21 protein-coding genes are annotated in these 20,143 nt (G+C 73.1%); 8 read left to right on the top strand and 13 right to left on the bottom strand.

Going from position 1 to position 20,143, the window contains the following annotated elements; genetic code table 11:
• Positions 1-28 precede the first annotated feature (28 nt).
• Positions 29-718 carry a uracil-DNA glycosylase gene (locus C1N80_RS14965; protein ID WP_137771506.1) on the bottom strand — a complete coding sequence of 230 codons (690 nt, stop codon included), beginning with the start codon at positions 716-718 and terminating at the stop codon, positions 29-31.
• A gap of 88 nt (positions 719-806) precedes the next feature.
• Here C1N80_RS14965 and C1N80_RS14960 point away from each other — a divergent pair, with 88 nt between their 5' ends.
• From C1N80_RS14960 to groL, 3 genes are all read left to right on the top strand, one after another.
• Positions 807-1,094, top strand: a complete 288-nt coding sequence (locus C1N80_RS14960; protein ID WP_137771505.1) for a DUF3263 domain-containing protein — start codon at positions 807-809, stop codon at positions 1,092-1,094.
• 71 nt (positions 1,095-1,165) lie between these two features.
• Positions 1,166-1,753, top strand: a complete 588-nt coding sequence (locus C1N80_RS14955; protein ID WP_137771504.1) for a LytR C-terminal domain-containing protein — start codon at positions 1,166-1,168, stop codon at positions 1,751-1,753.
• 313 nt (positions 1,754-2,066) lie between these two features.
• On the top strand, positions 2,067-3,704 hold the full coding sequence (groL, locus tag C1N80_RS14950; RefSeq protein WP_137771503.1) for a chaperonin GroEL: 1,638 nt from the start codon (positions 2,067-2,069) through the stop codon (positions 3,702-3,704).
• 212 nt (positions 3,705-3,916) lie between these two features.
• Here groL and C1N80_RS14945 read toward each other — a convergent pair whose 3' ends face one another.
• Complete coding sequence (locus C1N80_RS14945; protein ID WP_137771502.1) at positions 3,917-4,648, bottom strand: S-adenosyl-l-methionine hydroxide adenosyltransferase family protein; 732 nt, start codon at positions 4,646-4,648, stop codon at positions 3,917-3,919.
• A gap of 96 nt (positions 4,649-4,744) precedes the next feature.
• Positions 4,745-5,752 carry an LLM class flavin-dependent oxidoreductase gene (locus C1N80_RS14940; protein ID WP_137771501.1) on the bottom strand — a complete coding sequence of 336 codons (1,008 nt, stop codon included), beginning with the start codon at positions 5,750-5,752 and terminating at the stop codon, positions 4,745-4,747.
• Positions 5,753-5,869: 117 nt separating this feature from the next.
• On the opposite strand from C1N80_RS14940, the gene C1N80_RS14935 reads away from it, so the two are divergent.
• The 3 genes from C1N80_RS14935 (at position 5,870) to C1N80_RS14925 (ending at position 7,514) form a co-directional block, all read left to right on the top strand.
• Positions 5,870-6,838 (top strand): MsnO8 family LLM class oxidoreductase, encoded by a 969-nt coding sequence (locus C1N80_RS14935; RefSeq protein WP_137771500.1) that lies wholly within the window; start codon positions 5,870-5,872, stop codon positions 6,836-6,838.
• A gap of 62 nt (positions 6,839-6,900) precedes the next feature.
• Positions 6,901-7,092 carry a hypothetical protein gene (locus C1N80_RS14930; protein WP_137771499.1) on the top strand — a complete coding sequence of 64 codons (192 nt, stop codon included), beginning with the start codon at positions 6,901-6,903 and terminating at the stop codon, positions 7,090-7,092.
• A gap of 68 nt (positions 7,093-7,160) precedes the next feature.
• Entirely contained in the window at positions 7,161-7,514 is a 354-nt protein-coding gene (locus C1N80_RS14925; protein ID WP_137771498.1) for a hypothetical protein, read from the top strand.
• Here the strand turns inward: C1N80_RS14925 and C1N80_RS14920 are convergent.
• From C1N80_RS14920 to C1N80_RS14890, 7 genes are read right to left on the bottom strand one after another with little or no spacing between them, the layout of a single operon-like run.
• Positions 7,480-7,986 carry a GNAT family N-acetyltransferase gene (locus C1N80_RS14920; RefSeq protein WP_137771497.1) on the bottom strand — a complete coding sequence of 169 codons (507 nt, stop codon included), beginning with the start codon at positions 7,984-7,986 and terminating at the stop codon, positions 7,480-7,482. The genes C1N80_RS14925 and C1N80_RS14920 overlap by 35 nt on opposite strands.
• Entirely contained in the window at positions 7,983-9,680 is a 1,698-nt protein-coding gene (locus tag C1N80_RS14915) for an ABC transporter ATP-binding protein (protein ID WP_137771496.1), read from the bottom strand. Before C1N80_RS14915 ends, C1N80_RS14920 begins: the two co-directional genes overlap by 4 nt.
• Complete coding sequence (locus C1N80_RS14910; protein WP_137771495.1) at positions 9,677-10,537, bottom strand: ABC transporter permease; 861 nt, start codon at positions 10,535-10,537, stop codon at positions 9,677-9,679. Before C1N80_RS14910 ends, C1N80_RS14915 begins: the two co-directional genes overlap by 4 nt.
• A complete protein-coding gene (locus C1N80_RS14905) occupies positions 10,534-11,544 on the bottom strand; it encodes an ABC transporter permease (protein ID WP_137771494.1) in 1,011 nt (336 codons plus the stop codon). The genes C1N80_RS14910 and C1N80_RS14905 overlap by 4 nt, the downstream gene beginning before the upstream one ends.
• Entirely contained in the window at positions 11,541-13,187 is a 1,647-nt protein-coding gene (locus C1N80_RS14900) for an ABC transporter substrate-binding protein (RefSeq protein WP_137771493.1), read from the bottom strand. The genes C1N80_RS14905 and C1N80_RS14900 overlap by 4 nt, the downstream gene beginning before the upstream one ends.
• Positions 13,184-14,440, bottom strand: a complete 1,257-nt coding sequence (locus C1N80_RS14895) for a PLP-dependent aminotransferase family protein (protein WP_137771492.1) — start codon at positions 14,438-14,440, stop codon at positions 13,184-13,186. The genes C1N80_RS14900 and C1N80_RS14895 overlap by 4 nt, the downstream gene beginning before the upstream one ends.
• Positions 14,440-15,840: an FAD-binding oxidoreductase gene (locus tag C1N80_RS14890; RefSeq protein WP_240811161.1), complete on the bottom strand. Its 1,401-nt coding sequence runs from the start codon at positions 15,838-15,840 to the stop codon at positions 14,440-14,442. The genes C1N80_RS14895 and C1N80_RS14890 overlap by 1 nt, the downstream gene beginning before the upstream one ends.
• A gap of 834 nt (positions 15,841-16,674) precedes the next feature.
• On the opposite strand from C1N80_RS14890, the gene C1N80_RS14880 reads away from it, so the two are divergent.
• Positions 16,675-18,114, top strand: a complete 1,440-nt coding sequence (locus C1N80_RS14880; protein ID WP_137771490.1) for an HNH endonuclease signature motif containing protein — start codon at positions 16,675-16,677, stop codon at positions 18,112-18,114.
• Between the two features lie 31 nt (positions 18,115-18,145).
• On the opposite strand, the gene C1N80_RS14875 is transcribed toward C1N80_RS14880, so the two are convergent.
• Positions 18,146-18,442, bottom strand: a complete 297-nt coding sequence (locus tag C1N80_RS14875; RefSeq protein WP_240811160.1) for a hypothetical protein — start codon at positions 18,440-18,442, stop codon at positions 18,146-18,148.
• Positions 18,443-18,538: 96 nt separating this feature from the next.
• On the opposite strand from C1N80_RS14875, the gene C1N80_RS15600 reads away from it, so the two are divergent.
• Positions 18,539-18,682 (top strand): hypothetical protein, encoded by a 144-nt coding sequence (locus C1N80_RS15600; protein WP_168197977.1) that lies wholly within the window; start codon positions 18,539-18,541, stop codon positions 18,680-18,682.
• A 60-nt stretch (positions 18,683-18,742) separates the two neighbouring features.
• Here the strand turns inward: C1N80_RS15600 and C1N80_RS14870 are convergent, their stop codons facing one another.
• Positions 18,743-19,714 (bottom strand): cation diffusion facilitator family transporter, encoded by a 972-nt coding sequence (locus C1N80_RS14870; RefSeq protein WP_137771489.1) that lies wholly within the window; start codon positions 19,712-19,714, stop codon positions 18,743-18,745.
• On the bottom strand, positions 19,711-20,085 hold the full coding sequence (locus tag C1N80_RS14865; RefSeq protein ID WP_240811159.1) for a metalloregulator ArsR/SmtB family transcription factor: 375 nt from the start codon (positions 20,083-20,085) through the stop codon (positions 19,711-19,713). The genes C1N80_RS14870 and C1N80_RS14865 overlap by 4 nt, the downstream gene beginning before the upstream one ends.
• Positions 20,086-20,143: the final 58 nt, after the last annotated feature.

Here is a 20,143-nt window from a genome sequence, read left to right as displayed (position 1 = left end):
AGTCGGCGGGCAGTGGCCCGGGCGGGCCTCAGTCGCGCTCGATGCGCCAGTCCACCGGCGCGGCGCCCTGCTGCTCGAGAAGGGCGTTCACCTGCGAGAACGGTCGGGACCCGAAGAAGCCACGGGAGGCGGAGAGCGGGCTCGGGTGCGGCGAGGCCACGTGCGGCACGTCTCCCAGCATCGGCACGAGGGACTGCGCGTCGCGGCCCCAGAGCACGGCGACGAGCGGACCGCCGCGCTCCACGAGGGAGCGGATCGCGAGCTCGGTGACCTCCTCCCAGCCGCGGCGGCGGTGCGAGGCCGGTGCCCCGGGCCGCACGGTGAGCACTCGGTTCAGCAGCATCACGCCCTGCTCCTGCCAGGCGGTGAGATCCCCGTGGGAGGCGGGCGGGATCCCGAGATCGGCCGCGAGCTCCTTGTAGATGTTCACGAGCGAGCGGGGGAGCGGGCGCACGTGCCGCTCGACCGCGAAGGAGAGGCCGATCGGGTGGCCCGGGGTGGGGTAGGGGTCCTGGCCGACGATCAGCACGCGCACGTCCGCGAGCGGGGTGGTGAAGGCGCGCAGCACGTCCTCGCCGGCGGGCAGGTAGCCGTGTCCCGCGGCGACCTCCTCGCGGAGGAAGCCGCCGATCCCGTGGATGCGCTCCTCCACGGGGGCGAGGGCGCGGGCCCAGTCCTCGGCGAGGGTCTGCGAGAGGGGTCGCGGAGTGCTCGGCATGGTTCCAGTGTGGCAGGGGCGACAGGTCCCCGCGCGGCGGGCGGCGCGCCGCCGACGCCCGCCCCGCGCGCCGCCGTAGGGTCGATCCATGCCCGCCGAGCTCCCCTCCGATCCGTCCGCGTCCGCCCTCTCCGAGAGCGACCGCCGGATCCTCGAGCTCGAATCGCGCACCTTCCGCTACGTGGGGGCGAAGGAGCGGGCGATCCGCGAGGAGATCGGCATCTCCCGCATCGCCTACTACGTGCGTCTGAACGCGCTGCTGGACTCCCCGGACGCGCTCCGCACGGCACCCGCGCTCGTGCACCGGCTGCGCGGTCGGCGCGTCTCCGCGGACCCGTCCTCCGCCGCTTCGCAGGATCCGGGCCAGGTGGCCTGAGCCGCCGCATCCGTCGGGACGCGGAGCGTGTGCTCCCGCGACCTCCCCGGCCGAGCTGGTTCAATGGGCCCGTGGCAGATTCCCAGTACCCCTACCCGCCCGACCGGTTCGACGACGAGGCGGACGCCTCCTCGTTCCACGGCGCCCACCGCGCCGAGGAGCCGTTCTGGCGCCAGAACCTGGTCTACATCGTCATCATCGCGGCCGCGTTCGTGACCCTGGTCGTGCTGCTGTTCGTAATCGGGAACCTCGGTCGCGGCGGGGACGAGCGCTCCGCGGATCCCACGACCCCGGCCGCCTCCTCGGAGGCCGCGCAGAGCGACGGCGGCGGCGCCTCGGAGGCCCCGGCCGCGGAGGCCGACAAGTCCACCCCCGTCCTCGTCGTCAACGCCGGCGGCATCAACGGCCTGGCCGGGACCTGGCAGAGCGCCCTCGAGGACGACGGCTGGGAGAAGGTCGACGTCGGCACCGCGGACAACCGCCAGCAGGAGGCCGTGGTCTTCTACCGCGACGAGGCGGACGCCGCGAGCGCCCAGGCCCTCGCGGACTCGGTGGGCGCCGGCGAGGCCCGCCAGAGCGACGAGTACGACGCGAGCATCACCTTCGTGGCGATCGAGGAACCGGCCGACGACTTCGGCTCGGGCGACGGCGAGGGCTGAGCGCCCGGCAGAGCCCCGAGGACGGGCCGCCCACGCCGACCGGACTGCACGTCCGGGGCGCAGGGCGGCCCGTTCTGCATCAGACCGGGAGCCGCGATGTGCTCGAGGCGAACGGGGTTAGCACTCTCAGGGGGAGAGTGCTTATGATGATCTGGCACTCGGTGCACGGGAGTGACAGCTCTCCGCGTGCCGGGCCCTGAACATTCCGATCCCGTGAGGGATCCGCCGCCGTGGGACAGGAACACGGTGTCGGATGCCGTCCGTCGCGGGCACTGGATCGGGTGGACATCACAGACACGGGAGAGATTCCACCATGGCCAAGCTCATCGCTTACGACGAGGAGGCCCGTCGCGGCCTCGAGCGCGGGATGAACCAGCTCGCTGACGCCGTCAAGGTCACCCTCGGCCCCAAGGGTCGCAACGTCGTCCTCGAGAAGTCCTGGGGCGCCCCCACGATCACCAACGACGGCGTCTCCATCGCCAAGGAGATCGAGCTCGACGACCCGTACGAGAAGATCGGTGCGGAGCTCGTCAAGGAGGTCGCCAAGAAGACGGACGACGTCGCGGGCGACGGCACCACCACCGCCACCGTCCTCGCCCAGGCCCTGGTCAAGGAGGGCCTGCGCAACGTCGCCGCCGGCGCCAACCCGATCGCGCTCAAGCGCGGCATCGACAAGGCCGTGGCCGCCGTCTCCGAGACCCTGCTCGCGCAGGCGAAGGAGATCGAGACCAAGGACCAGATCGCGAACACCGCCGCCATCTCCGCGGCCGACCCGGCGATCGGCGAGCTCATCGCCGAGGCGCTCGACAAGGTCGGCAAGGAGGGCGTGATCACGGTCGAGGAGTCCAACACCATGGGCCTCGAGCTGGAGCTCACCGAGGGCATGCGCTTCGACAAGGGCTACATCTCCGCCTACTTCGTCACCGACGCCGACCGCCAGGAGGCCGTGCTCGAGGATCCCTACATCCTCCTGCTCTCCTCCAAGGTCTCCGCCGTCAAGGACCTCCTCCCGCTGCTGGAGAAGGTCATCCAGTCCGGCAAGCCCCTCGCGATCATCGCCGAGGACGTCGAGGCCGAGGCTCTCGCCGTGCTCGTCGTCAACAAGCTCAAGGGCTCCTTCAAGTCCGTGGCCGTCAAGGCCCCCGGCTTCGGCGACCGCCGCAAGGCGATGCTCGAGGACATGGCGATCCTCACCGGCGGCCAGGTCATCTCCGAGGAGGTGGGCCTCAGCCTCGAGACCGCCGGCCTCGAGCTGCTCGGCCAGGCCCGCAAGATCGTCGTCACCAAGGACGAGACCACCATCGTCGAGGGCTCCGGCGACGCCGACCGCATCGCCGGCCGTGTGAAGCAGATCCGCACCGAGATCGAGAACTCCGATTCGGACTACGACCGTGAGAAGCTCCAGGAGCGCCTCGCGAAGCTGGCCGGCGGCGTGGCCGTCATCAAGGCCGGTGCCGCGACCGAGGTCGAGCTCAAGGAGCGCAAGCACCGCATCGAGGACGCCGTGCGCAACGCGAAGGCGGCCGTCGAGGAGGGTGTCGTCGCCGGTGGCGGCGTGGCCCTGCTGCAGGCCGGCAAGGACACCTTCGACAAGCTCAGCCTCACCGGTGACGAGGCGACCGGCGCCAAGATCGTGAAGATCGCGATCGAGGCCCCGCTCAAGCAGATCGCCGTCAACGGCGGCCTCGAGGGCGGCGTCGTCGCGGAGAAGGTCAAGAGCCTCCCCGTGGGCCAGGGCCTCAACGCCGCGACCGGCGAGTACGAGGACCTCCTCGTCGCCGGCATCATCGACCCCGTCAAGGTCACCCGCTCCGCGCTGCAGAACGCGGCGTCCATCGCGGGCCTGTTCCTCACCACCGAGGCCGTCGTGGCCGACAAGCCGGAGCCCGTCAAGGCTCCCGCCGGTGGCGACGAGATGGGCGGCATGGGGGGCATGGGCGGCATGATGTGATCCAGCCCCACGGCTGATCACCTGCCGCTCGACCCGAGCGCACAGCGGGCCCCGATCCTCTCCGGAGGGTCGGGGCCCGCTGTCGTCGCCGGGCCGGTGCCGGGCAGGAGCGCGGTCCGGTCGCAGGCAGAATGGCCCGATGACCGACGAGATCCAGGAGCCCCTCGTCGTCCCCGTCCCGCCGGCGGAGGTGTACGCCGCGGTCAGCGACGTCATGCGCACGGGGGGAGTGGAGCCCGCAGTGCCGACGCTGCACCTGGGACTCGGACGCCCGCGGCGTGGACCACGGTGTCGTGGTGGCGCACGCGCACGGTGACCCGGTCGTCGGGGCCGACGCCGAGCTGCGCGAACAGGGTGCGGGGGATCGAGGTCCACAGGGACCCGTAGCGCACGTCGAGCGTGTCGATCGTGCCGGTGACGCGGCCGTCCGCGAGCTCCGGCTCCGTGATCGGCAGCCGCACGAGGGCCGCGGGGTCCAGGGCGGGGCCCACGTCCTCGAAGGCGGCGATCCCGGCGGCGAGCCGGGCGCCGGTGAAGGCGTAGATGTCCCGCCCGTGGAAGGTGTAGGACTCCTCGGATCCGGGCCGACGGTGGCGGGTCTCGTCGATCTCCCGCAGCTCCGTGATCCCGAAGATCGCGTCGAGATGGGTGAGGGTGCCGTTGTCCGGGGTGACCACGAGGTGGCCGGTCGCCGTGCGGGCGACGACGGAGAGGCGGTCGGAGCCGACGCCCGGGTCCACGACGGAGACGAACACCGTCCCCTCGGGCCAGTAGGAGAGCACCTGGGCGAGGCGGTAGGAGCCCTCCCAGATGTCGTACGGCGGGATGTTGTGGGTGACGTCGTGGATCCTCAGGCCCGGATCGACGCCCACGGCGACGCCGTACATGGCGCTCACCGCGCCGTCGTCGAGCCCGAAGTCGGACTGCAGGACGAGTGCGCTCATGGAGCGATTATGCGCGCGGCGCCCCGGCCGGGACCGGGGCGCCGTCATCCGGCGTCATCCGCCGTCACGGACGGCAGGTGCCGAGAGGGTGCGGGCTCAGAGCCCCCAGGCCTCGGCGAGCAGCTCGATGCCGCGGATCCGGTGCTCGGGGTCGAAATAGTTCGCGGTGACGATGAGCTCGTCCGCCTCGGTGGCGTCGACGATCGCCTCGAGCTGGGAGACGACGCTCGACGGGGAGCCGACGGCGCGGATCGAGAGGGTCTGCTCGACCTGCTGCATGAGGTGGTCGGGGTAGGCGCCCTCGAGGTCCCGCGGCGGCTGCGTCTTCATCCGCTGCCCGGTGACGATGCCGAGGAACTGCTGCACGTTCGTGGTGAACAGGTGCTGCGCCTCCGCGTCCGTCGGCGCGATGACGACGTTGACGCCGACCATCGTGCGCGGCGCGTCGATCTGCGCGGCCTCGCTCTGGGTGGCGCTGAAGCTCTCGCGGTACACGCGCAGCGCGTCGAGGTACTGGAAGGGCGCGAAGTGCGAGGCGACGGAGAAGGGCATCCCCAGCTGTGCGGCGAGCCGGGCCCCGTTGGTCGTGGAGCCGAGGATCCACATGGGCACGTCGGTGCCCTCGGCGACGCCGGCGCGGATCGGCAGGCGGCCGCTCGGCTCGGCCTGGGACCAGTCGCGCATCTGCTCGACGGCGGCGACGAAGGCGCCGGGCTCCGCGGAGGTGCGGGCCAGCAGCTGCGCCGTGTACTGGTCGGTGCCGGGCGCGCGGCCCAGGCCCAGGTCGATCCGGTCGCCGTGGAACTGGACGAGCGTGCCGAACTGCTCGATGACGGCGAGCGGGGAGTGGTTGGGGAGCATGATCCCGCCGGAGCCCACCCGGATCCGCTCGGTGAGGGAGGCGGCGCGGTCGATCAGCAGGCTCGTGGCGCTCGAGGCGAGGGACTCCGTGTTGTGGTGCTCGGCGTACCAGTAGCGGGAGTAGCCGGAGCGGTCCGCGGCCTGCGCGGCGCGCATCGAGACGGCGATCCCCTCCCGGGCGTCCTGCCCCTCGCTGAGGGGGACCAGATCGAGGATCGACAGGGGGACGTGGGGCGTGCTCATGGCGCGAGCCTAGCCACGTCACGGGCGCCGTGGCGGGGCCCGGAGGAGGGGGATGGATCACCCGCCCGGAGGCCCCGGAACGGGAAGAGACGCGGGGGTCGCGGCGTTGCGGATGCCGTGGAACTGTCCCTCCTCGATCGCACCCGCACGCGCTCCGACCTGCCCGAGCAGGCGGCGCCCGGGCACAGCATCGAGCGGGCCGTGGCCGCGGAGGCGCTCGGCTACCGCCGCTTCTGGGTCGCCGAGCACCATGCCGTGCCGGGCATCGCGAGCCCCGCCCCGGCGGTGCTGCTCGCCGCGATCGGCCAGCGCACCTCGAGGATCCGCCTGGGCTCCGGCGGCGTCATGCTCCCCAACCACCGCCCGCTCGTGGTCGCCGAGCAGTTCCTGCTGCTCGAGGCGCTCACCCCGGGCCGCGTGGACCTGGGGCTGGGGCGCTCGCTCGGCTTCACCGCCCCGGTGCGGGAGGCGCTGGGCCGTGACGCCGCGAGCCCCGAGGAGTTCGCCCGCGAGGTCGAGCAGGTGCGGGACCTCCTCGCCGGGGACGGCCCGATCACCGCCCGCCCGGCCGCCGCCACGCCGCCGCCGCTGCACCTGCTCGCGACCGGAGCGGGCCTCACGACGGCGGCGCAGCTCGGCCTCGGCGTCGTCATCGGCGGGCCGATCCTCCACAGCGAGGACCTCGGCGCGCAGGTCGGCGCCTACCGCCGCGGCTTCCGCCCCCATCGGGGGAGCCGTCCCCACGTCATGCTCTCGATGGACCTGCTCGTCGCGAGCACCGACGCCGAGGCCCGCGAGCTCGCCCTCCCGGAGATCTGGGCGATGGTCGCCTCCCGCGTGACGGGTGAGTTCCCGCCGCTCGAGGACCCGGCGACGATCCGCGCCCGCGACCTCACCGCTCGCGAGGCCTCCCGGGTCGAGCAGGGCCTCGCGACCGCCTGGGCGGGATCCGCCGCGACCCTGCGCCCGCGGGTCGAGCGCCTGGTCGAGGCGACCGGGGCCGACGAGGTCCTCGCCTCCGGATCGACCTTCGACCGGGGCGCGCTCGCCGCCTCCGACGCCGCGGTCGCGGAGCTGCTGGGCTGAGCGCCGGGCCGCACCCGTCGACGGACCGTACCCGGCGTGGCTATGGTGCTCGGGATCAGCCGATGGAGGAGGTGCAGGTGCCGACACGCATCACCGGTGACGATCCCTCCCACGATCCCGAGGCCGCCAAGCACCGTGCCGAGCGGGCGCCCGGTGAGGTCCTGGGAGACCGGCTCTGGTCACGGGACACCGAGGACCTGCACCTGGAGATTCCCGCGCGCAGGAGCGAACTTCCACGCGAACGAGGACTCTGACCCGCGCGACCGGCCGGAGTCCGACCCCCCCAGGGCAGGGGAGCGGTGAGGGGGCATAGCCTCGGCGCATGACCTCCTGGCAGCCGGACCTGCTCGCACGCCTCGCCGAGCGCGTCCCCGGTGACGTCGTCCCCTACGGCTCGGTGACCGCGCCGGAGCTGCTCGACGGGTGGAGCGACCTCGACGTGGCCGTCACCGCGCGGGAGCCCTTCGCCGCGCACCATCGCACCGCGACCGAGCACGACTCCCGCGCCGCCGAGGCGCAGGCCGTGCTCGCCGGGCCGCTCGGAGCGCGCACGGCCCTGGACGCCTACACCCTGTACGGGCGCCCGCGCGCCGAGATCGAGCCGGTCTACGCCGCAGATCCTGCCCCCCTCGAGGCGGTCCTCAGGCGGGGAGCGGCTTCCGGAAGCAGACGCTGATCCCGTCGGCCGGATCGTAGGGAGCGAACACGGGGACGCGCTCCCAGCCCTGCCGCTCGTAGAGCGCGATCGCCTCGGGCTGGCGGTTCCCGGTCTGCAGGAACAGCTCCGTGGCGCCCTGCTCGCGGGCGCCCTCCTCGAGCTGCTCGAGGACGGCGCTCGCGAGGCCCAGACGGCGGTGCCCGGCGTCGATGAACAGGCGCTTGACCTCCCAGCGGTCCGGGAGCCGGCGCAGGGTGCCCGTCGCGGCGACCTCGCCGTCCACGAGGGCGAGCAGCAGGAAGGCGACGTCCTCCGTGGTGGGCGGCGCCGGGCGGGGGCTGTCCCCGCGCAGGGTCGCGTACCGGGGGCCGATCTCCGCGTCCATCGCGGTGCGCAGGGCCTCGCCGCGCGGATCGTCCCAGCTGGTGCGCTCCCAGGTCAGGGTGCGGCCGTCCCGCAGGAGCGTCCGTCCCTGATCGGTGGCGGTCATGCGGGCACCTCCGTCGTGTCCCGGCGGGCGGGGATCGAGTTGATGAGCTGGCGCGTGTACTCCTCGCGCGGATCCGAGAGCACCCGGTCGACGGTACCCGCCTCGACGACCTCGCCGCGGCGCAGCACCGTGAGGGTGTCCGCGAACTGGCGCACCACGCCGAGGTCGTGGGAGATGAACAGGTAGGTCAGGCCCAGGTCCCGCTGCAGGGTGAGGAGCACCTCGAGGATCCCCGCCTGCACGGTCACGTCGAGGGCGCTCGTCGGCTCGTCGAGCACGAGGACGTCCGGCCGCAGGGCGAGGGCCCGGGCGATCGCGACGCGCTGGCGCTGCCCGCCGGAGAGTGTGCCCGGTCGCCGGGAGCGCAGCGCCTCGGGCAGGCGCACCGCCTCGAGCGCCCAGGCGGCGCGCTCCTCCCGCTCGGCGCGGTCGCCCACGCGGTACAGGTCCAGCGGCTCGCGGACGATCCGCTCCACGGTGAAGCGCGGGTCCAGGGAGGTGAAGGGGTTCTGGTGGACGATCTGCAGGTGACGGCGCACCTCGCGCAGCGCCCGACGGTCCGTCGGATCGACCGCGCGACCGCGCACGGTGAGGCTCCCCGCGTCCACGGTCTCGAGGCCCAGCAGGGCGCGGGCCGCCGTGGACTTCCCCGAGCCGGACTCGCCCACGAGGGCGTGGGTGCGGCCGCGGGGGATCGCGAAGGAGACGCCGTCCAGCGCCCGCACCTCGCGGTCACGGCTGCGGAAGGTGCGGGAGACGTCGGAGACCTGCACCTGCGGCGCATCGGTGGGGAAGGCGTCGCCCGTGAGCGGGTGCCGTTCGTCCCGCTCCGCGCGCAGCCCCGCGAAGCGGTCCGGGTTCAGGCCGGGGACGTCCGCCTGCAGGGCCCGCGTGTACGTCGAGCGGGGCGCGGTGAACACCTGCGCCGTCGGCCCCGCCTCCTGGACGGAGCCGTCCTGCAGCACGACGACCTCCTCCGCCCGGGCGGCCGCGATCGCGAGGTCGTGCGTGATCAGCAGGACCCCGATCCGGAGCTCGCGGCGCAGGTCGTCGAGCAGGTCGAGGATCTGCTTCTGCACGGTGACGTCGAGGGCGGAGGTCGGTTCGTCGGCCACGAGCAGCCGCGGCCCGGGCAGGATCGCGAGCGCGATGAGCACCCGCTGCAGCTGCCCGCCGGAGAGCTGATGGGGGAAGGAGTCGATGATCCGCTGCGGGTCCGGCAGCCCCACCCGCTCGAGCGCGCCGCGCACGAGCGCCTCGCGGTCCGCGCGGCGACGCGCTCCGGGCACGAGCGCCGCCGCCTCGAGGGCCTGCGCGCCGATCGAGCGCACCGGGTTCAGCGAGGAGCCCGGATCCTGCGGGACGAAGCCCAGCACGCGGCCGCGCAGCGGCAGGAACTCCGCCTCGCGCAGCCCCGTGAGCTCACGGCCCTGCACGGCGATCGAGCCGTCGACGCGGGCGCGGCGCGCGCCGAGCAGCCGTAGCACGGCCCGCGCGATCGTTGACTTGCCTGAGCCCGACTCGCCGATCAGCGCGAGCGCCGAGCCCTCGGCCACGGAGAACGAGACGTCGTGCACGACGTCGGTGTCCCCGTAGGCGACGCTCAGACCGCTCACCTGCAGCAGCGGGACGGGCGGCGCGGGCTCCCGGGCCGTTCCGTCGGTGCTGCCCTGCGTTCCCTCGAGAATGCTCATCGGTTCCTCCCCTGATCCAGCCAGCGGCTGATGCGGCTCACGGACAGCACGACGACGGCGATGACGAGACCCGGGGCGATCACGAGCCACGGGGCGTGCAGGAGATGCTCGCGGCCGTCGGAGACGAGCAGACCCCAGTCGGAGGCCGGGGGCGGATCCCCGTAGCCGAGGAACGCGAGCCCGGCGATCACGAGGATCGCGACGCCGAACTGCAGGATCGCGAGGGACACGACGGGCCGCAGCGCATTGGGCAGCACGTGCCGCAGCAGCACGTACGCGGAGGAGCCGCCGTTCACGCGCGCCGCCTCGATGAACACGCTCGTGCGCACCCGCAGCACCTCCGCCCGCATGAGCCGGGCGAACACGGCGACCGCGGAGACGCCCGTCGCGATCGCGGCGTTGCGGGTGTCGTAGCCGAGCGCCGTCACGACGACCACGGCGAGCAGGAAGCCGGGGATCGCGAGCAGCACCTCGACGACGCGGCCCACGACCGCGTCCACCCAGCCGCCGAGGTAGCCCGAGAGCAGGCCCAGCACGCCGCCCACGACCACACCGATGGCGACCGCGATCAATGCGCTCGTCATCGAGGAGGCGGAGCCGTGGATGATCCGCGTGAGCAGGTCCCGCCCCAGGTGGTCGGTGCCCAGCCAGTACTGCCCGCCGGGTGCGGTGAACTTGTCGTCCGGCACGCCGAGCGCCGGGTCGTGGCGGGTGAACAGGCCCGGCACGAGCGACCAGGCGAGGACCAGCAGGATCACCGCGAGGGACAGGATCACCGTCACGGGCGGTCGTCGGCGGGCGAGAGCGCGCGGGCGGGCCGCGGCGAGCGGCCCGGTGGTCAGTGCGGTCGCGGTCATCGGGTTCCCTCCGTCCCGCGCAGCCGCGGGTCCAGCAGCGGGTACAGCAGGTCGATCACGAGGTTCACGACGACGAACACGGCGGCGGAGAGCACCACGGCGACGAGCAGCACGGGGACGTCCTGCGCGGCGACCGCCTTCTGCACGACCGTCCCGACGCCCGTGCGGCCGAAGATCGTCTCGGTGATGAGCGAGCCGCCCAGCACCTCGCCGAGCACGAGGCCGACGACGGTCACGGTGGGCAGCAGGGACGGGCGCAGCAGGTGCCGCAGCACCACCTGCGCGGGCGGCAGGCCGCGCGAGGCGGCGACCTCCGCGTAGTCCTGGCCGGCGGAGTCGTCGAGCGCGGTGATGAGCACCTGCGCGATCTGCGCGGAGACGGGGATCGCGAGGGTCAGCGCCGCGGCGAGCGTCGAGCCCGCGCTGTCCGGGTCCACGAGGCTGAACAGTCCCAGGTTCACGGCGAGCACCTGGATCAGCACGAGGCCGATGAGGAAGTTCGGGGTCGAGAGGAACACCGTGGGCAGGGCGCGCACGAACCCGTTCAGCGGCCCCTCGGGCAGCAGCCGCGAGAGCAGACCCAGCACGGCCGCGATGAGCACCGCGAGCACGAGCGCCGTGACGGCGAGGGCCAGCGTCGAGGGGATCGCGGCGCCGAGCACCGCGGTGACCGGCTGCGAGGTGGACAGAGACAGCCCCAGGTCCCCGCGCACCGCATTGCCGAGCGAGATCAGCAGCCGCACGAGGACGGGCCGGTCGAGGCCGTGGAAGGAGCGGATCTGCGCCTTCTCCGCGTCGGTGTACCCGGCCTGCGGGCTGTCCAGCTGCGCGGAGATCGGGTCGCCCGGGATCGCGGCGAGCACGAGGAACACGAGCACGTAGGCGAGGACGACGACGATCAGCGCCTGGCCGGTGCGGCGCGCGGCGAAGGCGGCGTAGCGGCGGGCGGAGGCGGCGGCGGCCGACGGCGCCGCGGCCCGGCGGGGGAGGGTGGCCGCGGTGCTCATGAGGGCTCCTTCGTGGCGGCGTGGTACGAGGGGATCGCGACGGCGTTGAAGGTGATGCCGCTCAGACCCGGGGTCTGCACGTAGATGCGCTGCACGTTCTGCTCCAGGGGGATGAAGTAGGCCTGCTCGAGCACGTGCCGGGACAGCTCGTCGACCACGCCGGCGCGCTCCTCGCGGGAGACGGCGCCCGCGACCTCGTCCCGGAGCCGCACGAGCTCCGCGTCGGAGGAGCCGACGGCGAACCAGTCCTCGCCCTCGTCGGTCACGACCCCGGCGACCGTGCCGACGTCCACGAAGCTGCGGGTCACCTCGGCGACGCCCTGCGTCGGGTCGTTGGTGACGCGCTCGCCCCAGGTGGGGATGTCGAGCTTCTGCGTGCGCACATGGATCCCGAGCCGGCCCAGGTGCTGGCCGATCAGCTCCGCCTCGGGGACGGAGCCGGTGAGGTACGGGGTGGGGTAGATCGTGAAGCCGAGCTGCACGCCGTCCTTCGTGCGGAAGCCGTCGGCGTCGCGCTGCGTCCACCCGGCCTCGTCGAGCAGGGACGCCGCGAGGTCCGGGTCGTAGTCGAAGAGGTCCGTGAGGTCGGTGGCCTCGGGGACGCCGGACTGCAGCCAGCTCGTCGCCGGCTCCCAGGCGTCGGTGAAGACGGTCCGCAGGATCTCCGCCCGGTCGATGCCGCGCGTGAACGCCTGCCGCACGCGCACGTCGTCGAAGGGCGCGACGTCGGTGCGGAGGTTGTAGCCGTGCACGAAGCCGAGGTAGCGGGGCACCTCGATGTGGAAGCCGGCCTCCGTGAAGGAGTCCAGCACCTGCGGGTTCACGTTGTAGGACACGTCGGTCTGGTGGGCGCGCGCGGCGGAGGCGCGCAGCGTGTCGTCCGGGAGCACCGTGAAGGTGATCGCGGCGAGGCTCGCCGGTCCGCTCGCGCCGAGCACCTCGGGCGCCCAGTCGTAGTCCTCGCGGCGCACGAGGCGCACATGGTCCCCGGCGGCCCAGGAGTCCAGCACGAAGGGGCCCGAGCCGATCTGGAAGGCGAGGTCGGACTGCTGCTCGAGGGAGCCGGCGAGGCTCGACGGGGCCATGAGCTGGCAGCCGTGGTAGCCGAGGGTCGGCAGGAAGGAGAGGGTCGGCGCGGTGAAGGTGACCCGCACGGTCCGCGCGTCCACGGCCTCCGCGGCCTCGAAGGTGCTGCCCGGGAACAGGCCCACCCGGGCGAGCCCCTCCTCGGGCCGGCCGACGGCCCAGGCCTGGATGTTCGCGACGACGGCCTCCGCGTCCAGCGGCGTGCCGTCGGAGAAGGTGACCCCGTCCCGGAGGTGGAGCACGTACGCGGTCGCGTCCTCGTCCTGCTCCCAGGACTCCGCGATCCACGGGGACACCTTCCCCTCGGGATCGGTGTGCACGAGCTTGTCCGTGAGCTGCTGCCACACGTTCGCCTCGTAGCTCGAGATGGCGCTCTTGGAGGGCACCCAGCCGCCGTCGAGGTTGGAGATGAGGAAGCTGAGCTCCTGGTCCTGCGCGTCGGCGGCGCCGCCGGCCTGTGCGGCGTCGACCGCGCAGCCGGCGAGGGGGAGCGCGGCGAGGCCCAGGGCCCCGGCCCCGAGGCCCTGCAGGAGATGGCGCCGGGAGGTGGGGGTCATCGCCGCGCCTCGGGGGAGGTGAGGGCGCCGACGAGCCGCTCGACGCCGGTGCGCAGGCCGTCCTCGGGGAGGTGGCTGATGCCGATCCGCAGACGGCCGCGATCCTCCGTGCCCTCCTCGAGGAAGAAGAAGCGGCCGAGCACGGCATCGGTCCCGAAGCGGGTGCGGGCCAGCTGCTGCGCGGCGGCGAGGTCCACGCCCTCGTCCTCCACGCGCGCCCACAGGAAGATCCCGCCGCTGCGATGGTCCACCGTGACCCCGCCGGGGAGGGCCGCGTCGAGCAGCCCCGCGACCAGGTCGAAGCGGTCGGCGTAGGCGGCCCGGGCGCGGTCCGCGATGCCGTCGAGGCCGCCGTCGAGCGGGGCATGGTCGCCCGCGCCGACGATCCGCTCGACGACGGACTGCACGAGCACCGAGGAGTGCTGGTCCTGGTTCGCGCGCAGACGCGTCACGGGGCCGACGAGCCAGGTGGGGAGCACGAGATAGCCGAGCCGCAGCCCCGGTCCGAGGACCTTCGAGAAGGTCCGCACGTGCACCACGAGCTCGGATCCGAGGTCGTAGTCCGCGGGCACCTCGACGCCGGGGAAGCCGAGGCCCGCGTACGCGTTGTCGGAGACGATGACGAAGCCGTAGCGCTCCGCGAGCTCCGTGAGCCGCTCGCGCTGCGCCGCCGGGGTGACGAAGCCCGTCGGGTTGTGGAGGTCGGGGACCGTGTAGAGGAGCTTGGGGCGCGCGCCCGCCTCGAGCCGGGCCTCGAGGGCGTCGATGTCGAACCCGTCCTCGCCGAGCGCGAGCGGGAGCACCTCGACCTCGTGGTGCTGGAGGTCGCGGAAGATCAGCGGGTAGGTGGGGTCCTCGACGACGATCCGGTCGCCGCGGTCCAGCAGCGCGTCGAACACGAGGGACAGGCCGTGGAAGGCGCCGTTGGTGATGAGCACGCGGCTCGCGTCCACGCCCTCGCGCTCCGCGATCCACTCGCGCAGCGGGGTGATCCCCGGCGTCACGTTGTACTGCAGCGCGGCGACGAGGGCCTGCGGGTCCTCGGTGAGCGCGGCGGTGGCACGGCGGATCGCGTCGAGGGGGAGGGCGTCCGCGCTCGGGGCGCCGCCCAGCAGCGGGACGGCCCCGGGCAGCGCTCCGGCGGCCTTGCCGAAGCCGCGCGAGCGGTCCTCCCGCGCGCCGAGCGCGGAGAGGAGCCCGCCGGCGAGGCGCTCGGGGGAGAGGCGGGCGGAGGCGGTCGAGGTCGTGGTCATCACAGGGCCTTCCCGGGGTTCAGCAGGTGGCGGGGATCGAAGGCGTCCTTCAGGCGGCGCTGCAGGTCGCGGGAGGGGGTGGGGAGCTCGAGGTCGAGCCAGCCGCGCTTGGCGGTGCCGATGCCGTGCTCGCCGCTGATCGTGCCGCCCAGGTCGATCGCGGCCCGGACGAGGTCGTCCGCGGCGGCGAGGATCGCGGGCGGGAGCTGCCCGGGCACGTCCTCCGGGGCGGAGGGCAGGGCGAGGCTCGGGTGGAGGTTGCCATCTCCCGCGTGGGCGACGGCGGAGGTCTGCACGCCGTGGCGGGCGCCGATCTCCGCGAGCTCCGCGAAGACGGCGCCCAGCTGGGACTTCGGCACCGCGACGTCCTCACCCAGGCGGTGCCCGCCGGCGCCCGATCCGCGGCCCGAGCGGCGCAGCTCCCACAGGTGCTCCGCCTCCGCCTCGTCCTCGATCACGCGCAGGGTCGCCCCGGCGACGGTGAGCGCCGCGGTGAGGTCCGTGGTCTGCTCCTCGACGCCGTAGCCGTCGAGCTCGATGAGCAGGATCGTCGTGTCGCCCTCGGCGATCCGGGATCCCGCGTTCGCGTCGATGTCGTGGAGCGTCGCCGCGTCCAGCAGCTCCGTCGCGGCGGGCCGCACGGGGCTCAGCGAGATCGCGTTGACCCCGGCCGCGGCGGCGGTCGTCGAGGGGAAGCGGGCGAGCAGGGTGCGGCGGGCGACGGGAAGCGGGCGGATCCGCACCGTCGCGGCGGTGACCACGGCGAGCGTGCCCTCCGAGCCGATGAGCAGCTGCGTGAGGTCCAGGCCCGTGACGCCCTTGATGGAGCGGTGGCCGGTGCGCAGGAGCGTGCCGTCGGCGAGGACCGCCTCGAGGGCGAGCACCGACTCGCGGGTCACGCCGTACTTCGCGCAGTGCAGCCCGCCCGCGTTGGTGGCGATGTTGCCGCCGATGCTCGAGAGCCGCGCGCTCGCCGGGTCCGGTGCGTAGAAGAAGCCGTGCGGGGCCAGCGCGGCGGAGAGGTCCGCGGTGATGACGCCCGCCTCGACCACGGCGACCTCGTCGAGCGGGTCGATCTCGCGGATCGCGGTGAGCCGCTCGAGGCCCAGCACGATCGTGCCGTGCGAGGGGACGGCACCGCCGGAGAGGCCGGAGCCGGCGCCGCGCGGCACGACGACGGTGCCCGTCTCGTGGGCGGCGCGCAGGGTCGCCTGGACCCCCGCGGTGTCGCGGGGCAGGACGAGCAGGAACTCGGTCCCGGCCCCGGCGCGGACGGCCGTGTCCCCCGCGTAGCGCTCCTCGGGCTCCGTGATCACGGCGTCCTCGCCGATCTCGGCGCGCAGCCGGGCGGCGAGGTCGGTGAGGTGCGGGTTCAGCCCGGTGGTCGCGGTGGTCGTCACGCTGGCTCCTGGAGGTCGGAAGTGATCGCCGTCCATGGTGGGGCGATGAAGGCATAAGAGCAAACGATGACCAACATAAGCGTTCATGTCGCGTCACCTGAGGGTGGGGATGGGTGGGTGGCGAGCCTGCGGGAGGAGCCGGCAGCGGCGGCGGCGGTGGTCGGCGGGAACGGCTCGAACGGCTGTGAAAGGCCGGCGTGGTGTTTTGCCAGGAGTCAATGATGGCCTTTCCTCCACAGCGACCGGTTATCCACATTCTTGGCGTTCGCATTGACGCGTGAGGGTGGGGGGATGGAGGTGGCGCTGAGGGTGGGCCCGAGGTGGTGGGCGCTGCGATGGGGGAGCGGGCTGGCCACCATTGCTGCCGGTCACATGATGATCGATGCGGTACAGCCGGTCTCGAGGTCGCCGCCATCCATGGTCCTGGGGCTGCTGCCGCTCGCGGCCTGCCCTCGCCGACGCCGCGGATCGTTCCTCCCCCGAGGGTGGTCGTCCACATTCTCGGGTAGGTCGTCGAGAATGCTGGCGATCGGCGAACGGTTGTTCTAAAATGAGGGGAGTGGGGGCAAGGTGAGTTTCATCGTTCTCACTGATTCCGTGCAGTGCGCGAGAGCGCCGGGCAGATGCTTCGGGGAGGAGTGGTGGGTGATGACGGTGACGCGACCGCACGGCTCGACCCCGTCCGATGGCGAGCTCCCCGATCGCGCCGATCACTCCGATCGCTCCGATCGCTCCGATCGCTCCGATCGCTCCGATCGCTCCGAGGGGCCCGTCGGGCCCGATCGCGCCGCGCTCTCCCACCGGTTCCGTCGGCCGCCCCGCGGGCGCAGCCATGTGACCGCCGAGAACCTCGCGGCGAAGGGGGATCTCGCGGAGAGCTCGGCGGAGGTCGTGGTCCTCCGCCGTGTCCTCGAGCGGCGCCGCACCGTGCACGCCCACCTCTACATCGAGGAGCTCCGTGACCTCGCCCCCCTGTGGGACGGCGCCTCCGGGGACGACGGCGGCAACGGGATCGCCGCCGGGCTGGTGCTGCGGTCCCGGATCGGCCGCGCCACCCGTCGGCTCCACGACGCCTACATCGGGGTCACCGATCTGCCCGCGTGCCTCGCCCGGGTCGAGTCGGGGGACCTGCCCACGGAATGGTTCGACCAGCTCGTCCGCGCCGTGCGCGACCTGCCCGGGGCCCAGCGGCGGCAGGTCGACGAGACCGTCGCGGGGTGGCGGGTCGAGTCGCTGTCCCCGGATCGTTTCCGGACCCTCGTGAAGCACCTCGTGACCTGGCTCGACCCCGAGGTCGGCGCCGGAGGCGACCCCGCATCGCGGCGGGACGTCTTCCTCGAGCACTCGCCCGCACCGGACGGGACCGCGTTCCTCACCATCGTCGGCCCGATCCCGGAGATCCTCGACCTCAGCACGCGTCTGGACCAGGCCGCCCGCGCCGTGCAGGACGCGCAGCGGCACGCCCTCGAGCGGATCGCCGCCGGTAGCCAGGACCGGCAGATCCCCTGGGACCGGGACGGGGAGGTCGCCGCGAGCGGGCGGCCGATGTCGCTGCGGGCACTCCGCTACGTGCTGCTCACGCGCAGCCCGATCGCGACCGACGGGGTCGAGATCCCGTCGATGCCGCTGCGGATGAACCTCACCGTCCCCGTCCTCTCCCTGCTCGGCATGTCGGACGCCCCCGCGACGCTCGAGGGAGTGCATCCGATCCCGATCGACATGGCCCGCACGCTCTGCGCCCGGGCGACCGTGTGGCATCGCGTCCTGACCCATCCGATCACCGGCGAGTTCCTGCCGGTCGCGGCCCAGCAGTACCGGCCCAGCGCGGCGATGATCGAGCACCTGAGGCTCATCGACCCCGTGTGCGCGGTGCCGGGCTGCGATCGCACCGTGCTCCACGTGGGGGAATGGGACCACATCGAGGAGTTCGACCATCTCGATCCCGCCGCGGGCGGCCCCACCTCGCCGGAGAACCTCCACGGGCTCTGCCGGAGCCACCACCGGATGAAGACGGACGGCGCGCTGGACCCCCAGCGCTCCCCGGACGGCACCTCCACGCGGTGGGCTGCCGGCGGCATCGACTGGGTGGACGTCCAGAAGAACTCCGACCTCGTCACCAGCGTCCTCGCCGCGACGTACCAGCGGGTCTGGGACCGGTTCCAGGAGAGGATCCGCGTCGCCGAGGCGATCACCGCGGGCCGGAACGGTCCACCGGGCGATGCCTTCCGCGGTGATGAACCGCCACCACCCACGGAACCCGACCCGCCGTTCTGAGTCGCTGCCCCGCGTCCCGGGACGGTGCGGCTCAGTACCCCGGCGGGCGGTAGCCGGCCGCGGCGTACTGCGCCGCCAGCCGCTCGTTGTGCCGCGAGGCGGCCATGCATCCCCAGATCATGCTCGTGATCCACGCCGCGACCCCGATGAGCGGGACGAAGGCGAAGAGTGCGGCGCCGAAGCCCAGTGTCAGCACCCAGAGGATGCCGATCACGACGACCGCGAGCACGATCGCGCCGAGCGTCACGCCCAGCAGGATCAGCGCGCCCGAGGTCGTCGCGTAGAACATGCCCAGCACCCCGAAGAAGAAGGTGAGCACGAAGGTCACGCCCACGCTCTTCGGCGCCGACCTCATCATCACCGGGGGAGGGCCGTAGGCGGCCGGTGCCGCGTACGGCTGGATCGGCCCGGGATGGAGCGGCGCGTGCTGAGGATGCCCGGCCTGCTGCTGTGGCATGCCGTAGGGCTGCACGACCGGCACGAGCTCGCCCTGCACGACGGGTCCCTGCGGCCGGTGCCCCGCCGCGGATCAGGCGCGATGGGTGAGGTGGTCATGGAATCCCCCTGATGCTCGTCGCTCGGCCGAGATCCCCGCTCGGCGTCCCGGTCACCGTAGGGGACGCGACCGTCAGGCCTGCGGGGGCCGCAGTGCCGTCTCGTCGTCCCCGTGGATCGGGACGTGCGCCTCGGGGATGTCCTCGTAGCTCGCCGGATCGGAGATCGGCTCGAGGTGCGTGAGCACGCGCAGCGACGGCAGAGCCGTCATGAGCTCCGTCTCGAGCTCCTCGATGTAGTCGTGGCCCTGCTTGACCGTCCACTCGTCCGGCACGAGCACGTGCACGTTCATGTAGCGCTCCTGGCCCGCCTCGCGGGTCTGCAGGCCGTGGAAGGTGACCGTGCCGTCGGTGCGACGTCGGAGGATCTCGGTGATGACCTCGTTCTCCTCCTCCGGCAGCGCCTTGTCGAGCAGTCCCGAGACGGATTCCGAGATCAGGCCGACGCCGGTGACGATGATGTTCACGCCCACGAGGAACGCGACGACCGGGTCCAGCCGGTCCCAGCCGGTGATGACCACGAGCGCGACGCCCACGAGCACGCCTGCGCTGGTGACGACGTCGGTCATGAGGTGCTTGCCGTCCGCCCGCAGGGTGATCGAGCGGTGCGTGCGGCCCGCGCGCAGCAGCACCAGGGCGACGCCGCCGTTGACGAGGCTCGCGACGACGCTGATCGCGAGGCCCCAGCCGACGTTCTCGATCGGCCGCGGGTGGATGAAGCGCTCGACGGCGCTCACGAGGATCACGGCCGCCGCCACGAAGATCATGACCCCCTCGACCGCGGCGGAGAAGTACTCGGCCTTCGCGCGGCCGTAGAGGAAGCGCTCCGTCGCGGGACGGATCGCGACCCGCAGGGCGATCAGCGCGACGACGGCGGCGACGAGGTTGACGACGGACTCGGCGGCGTCGGAGAGCAGGCCGACGGAGCCCGTCATGACCCAGGCGCCGGCCTTGAGGGAGATCGTGAGGATCGCGGCGGCGATCGACAGCCACGCGAACCTCGTGAGGTCCACGCGCTCCGAGGCGGGACGGGTGGTGGTGGTCATCGGCGCTCCTTGCGCGGGGGATCGGGGGCGAGCGAGCCGTCGGGGGCGATGTGCTCGAAGATCTGCTCGACGAGCTCCACCACGTGCGGATCGTCCACCGTGTAGTAGCTGTGCCGGCCCTCACGAGTCGCGGAGACGATGCCGGTGAGCCGGAGCTTGCGCAGGTGCTGGCTCGTGGTGGGCAGGCTCAGGCCCACCTTCTCGGCGAGCTCGCCCACGTCGTAGCGGCCCGTGCTCATGAGCTGCACGAGATGCAGCCGAGCCGGGCTCGCGAGCATCGAGAAGGTGTCCGCGGCGGCGGCGAGCTGTGGCTCGGTGGGAGCGCCCGCAGGGGCGGCACCGCTCGGTGCGGGGTGGGGAGGTGTCGGCACGTCGGCCATCCTCCCCGACGTTTCGTCACTCGCGCAACTGACGAATCGTCGGCTGTGG

This window comes from Brachybacterium sp. SGAir0954, assembly GCF_005490785.1.
GTDB classification, from domain to species: domain Bacteria; phylum Actinomycetota; class Actinomycetes; order Actinomycetales; family Dermabacteraceae; genus Brachybacterium; species Brachybacterium rhamnosum.
Note: the sequence above shows the minus strand (reverse complement) of the source record. Positions and strands in the feature narration are given on the sequence as shown.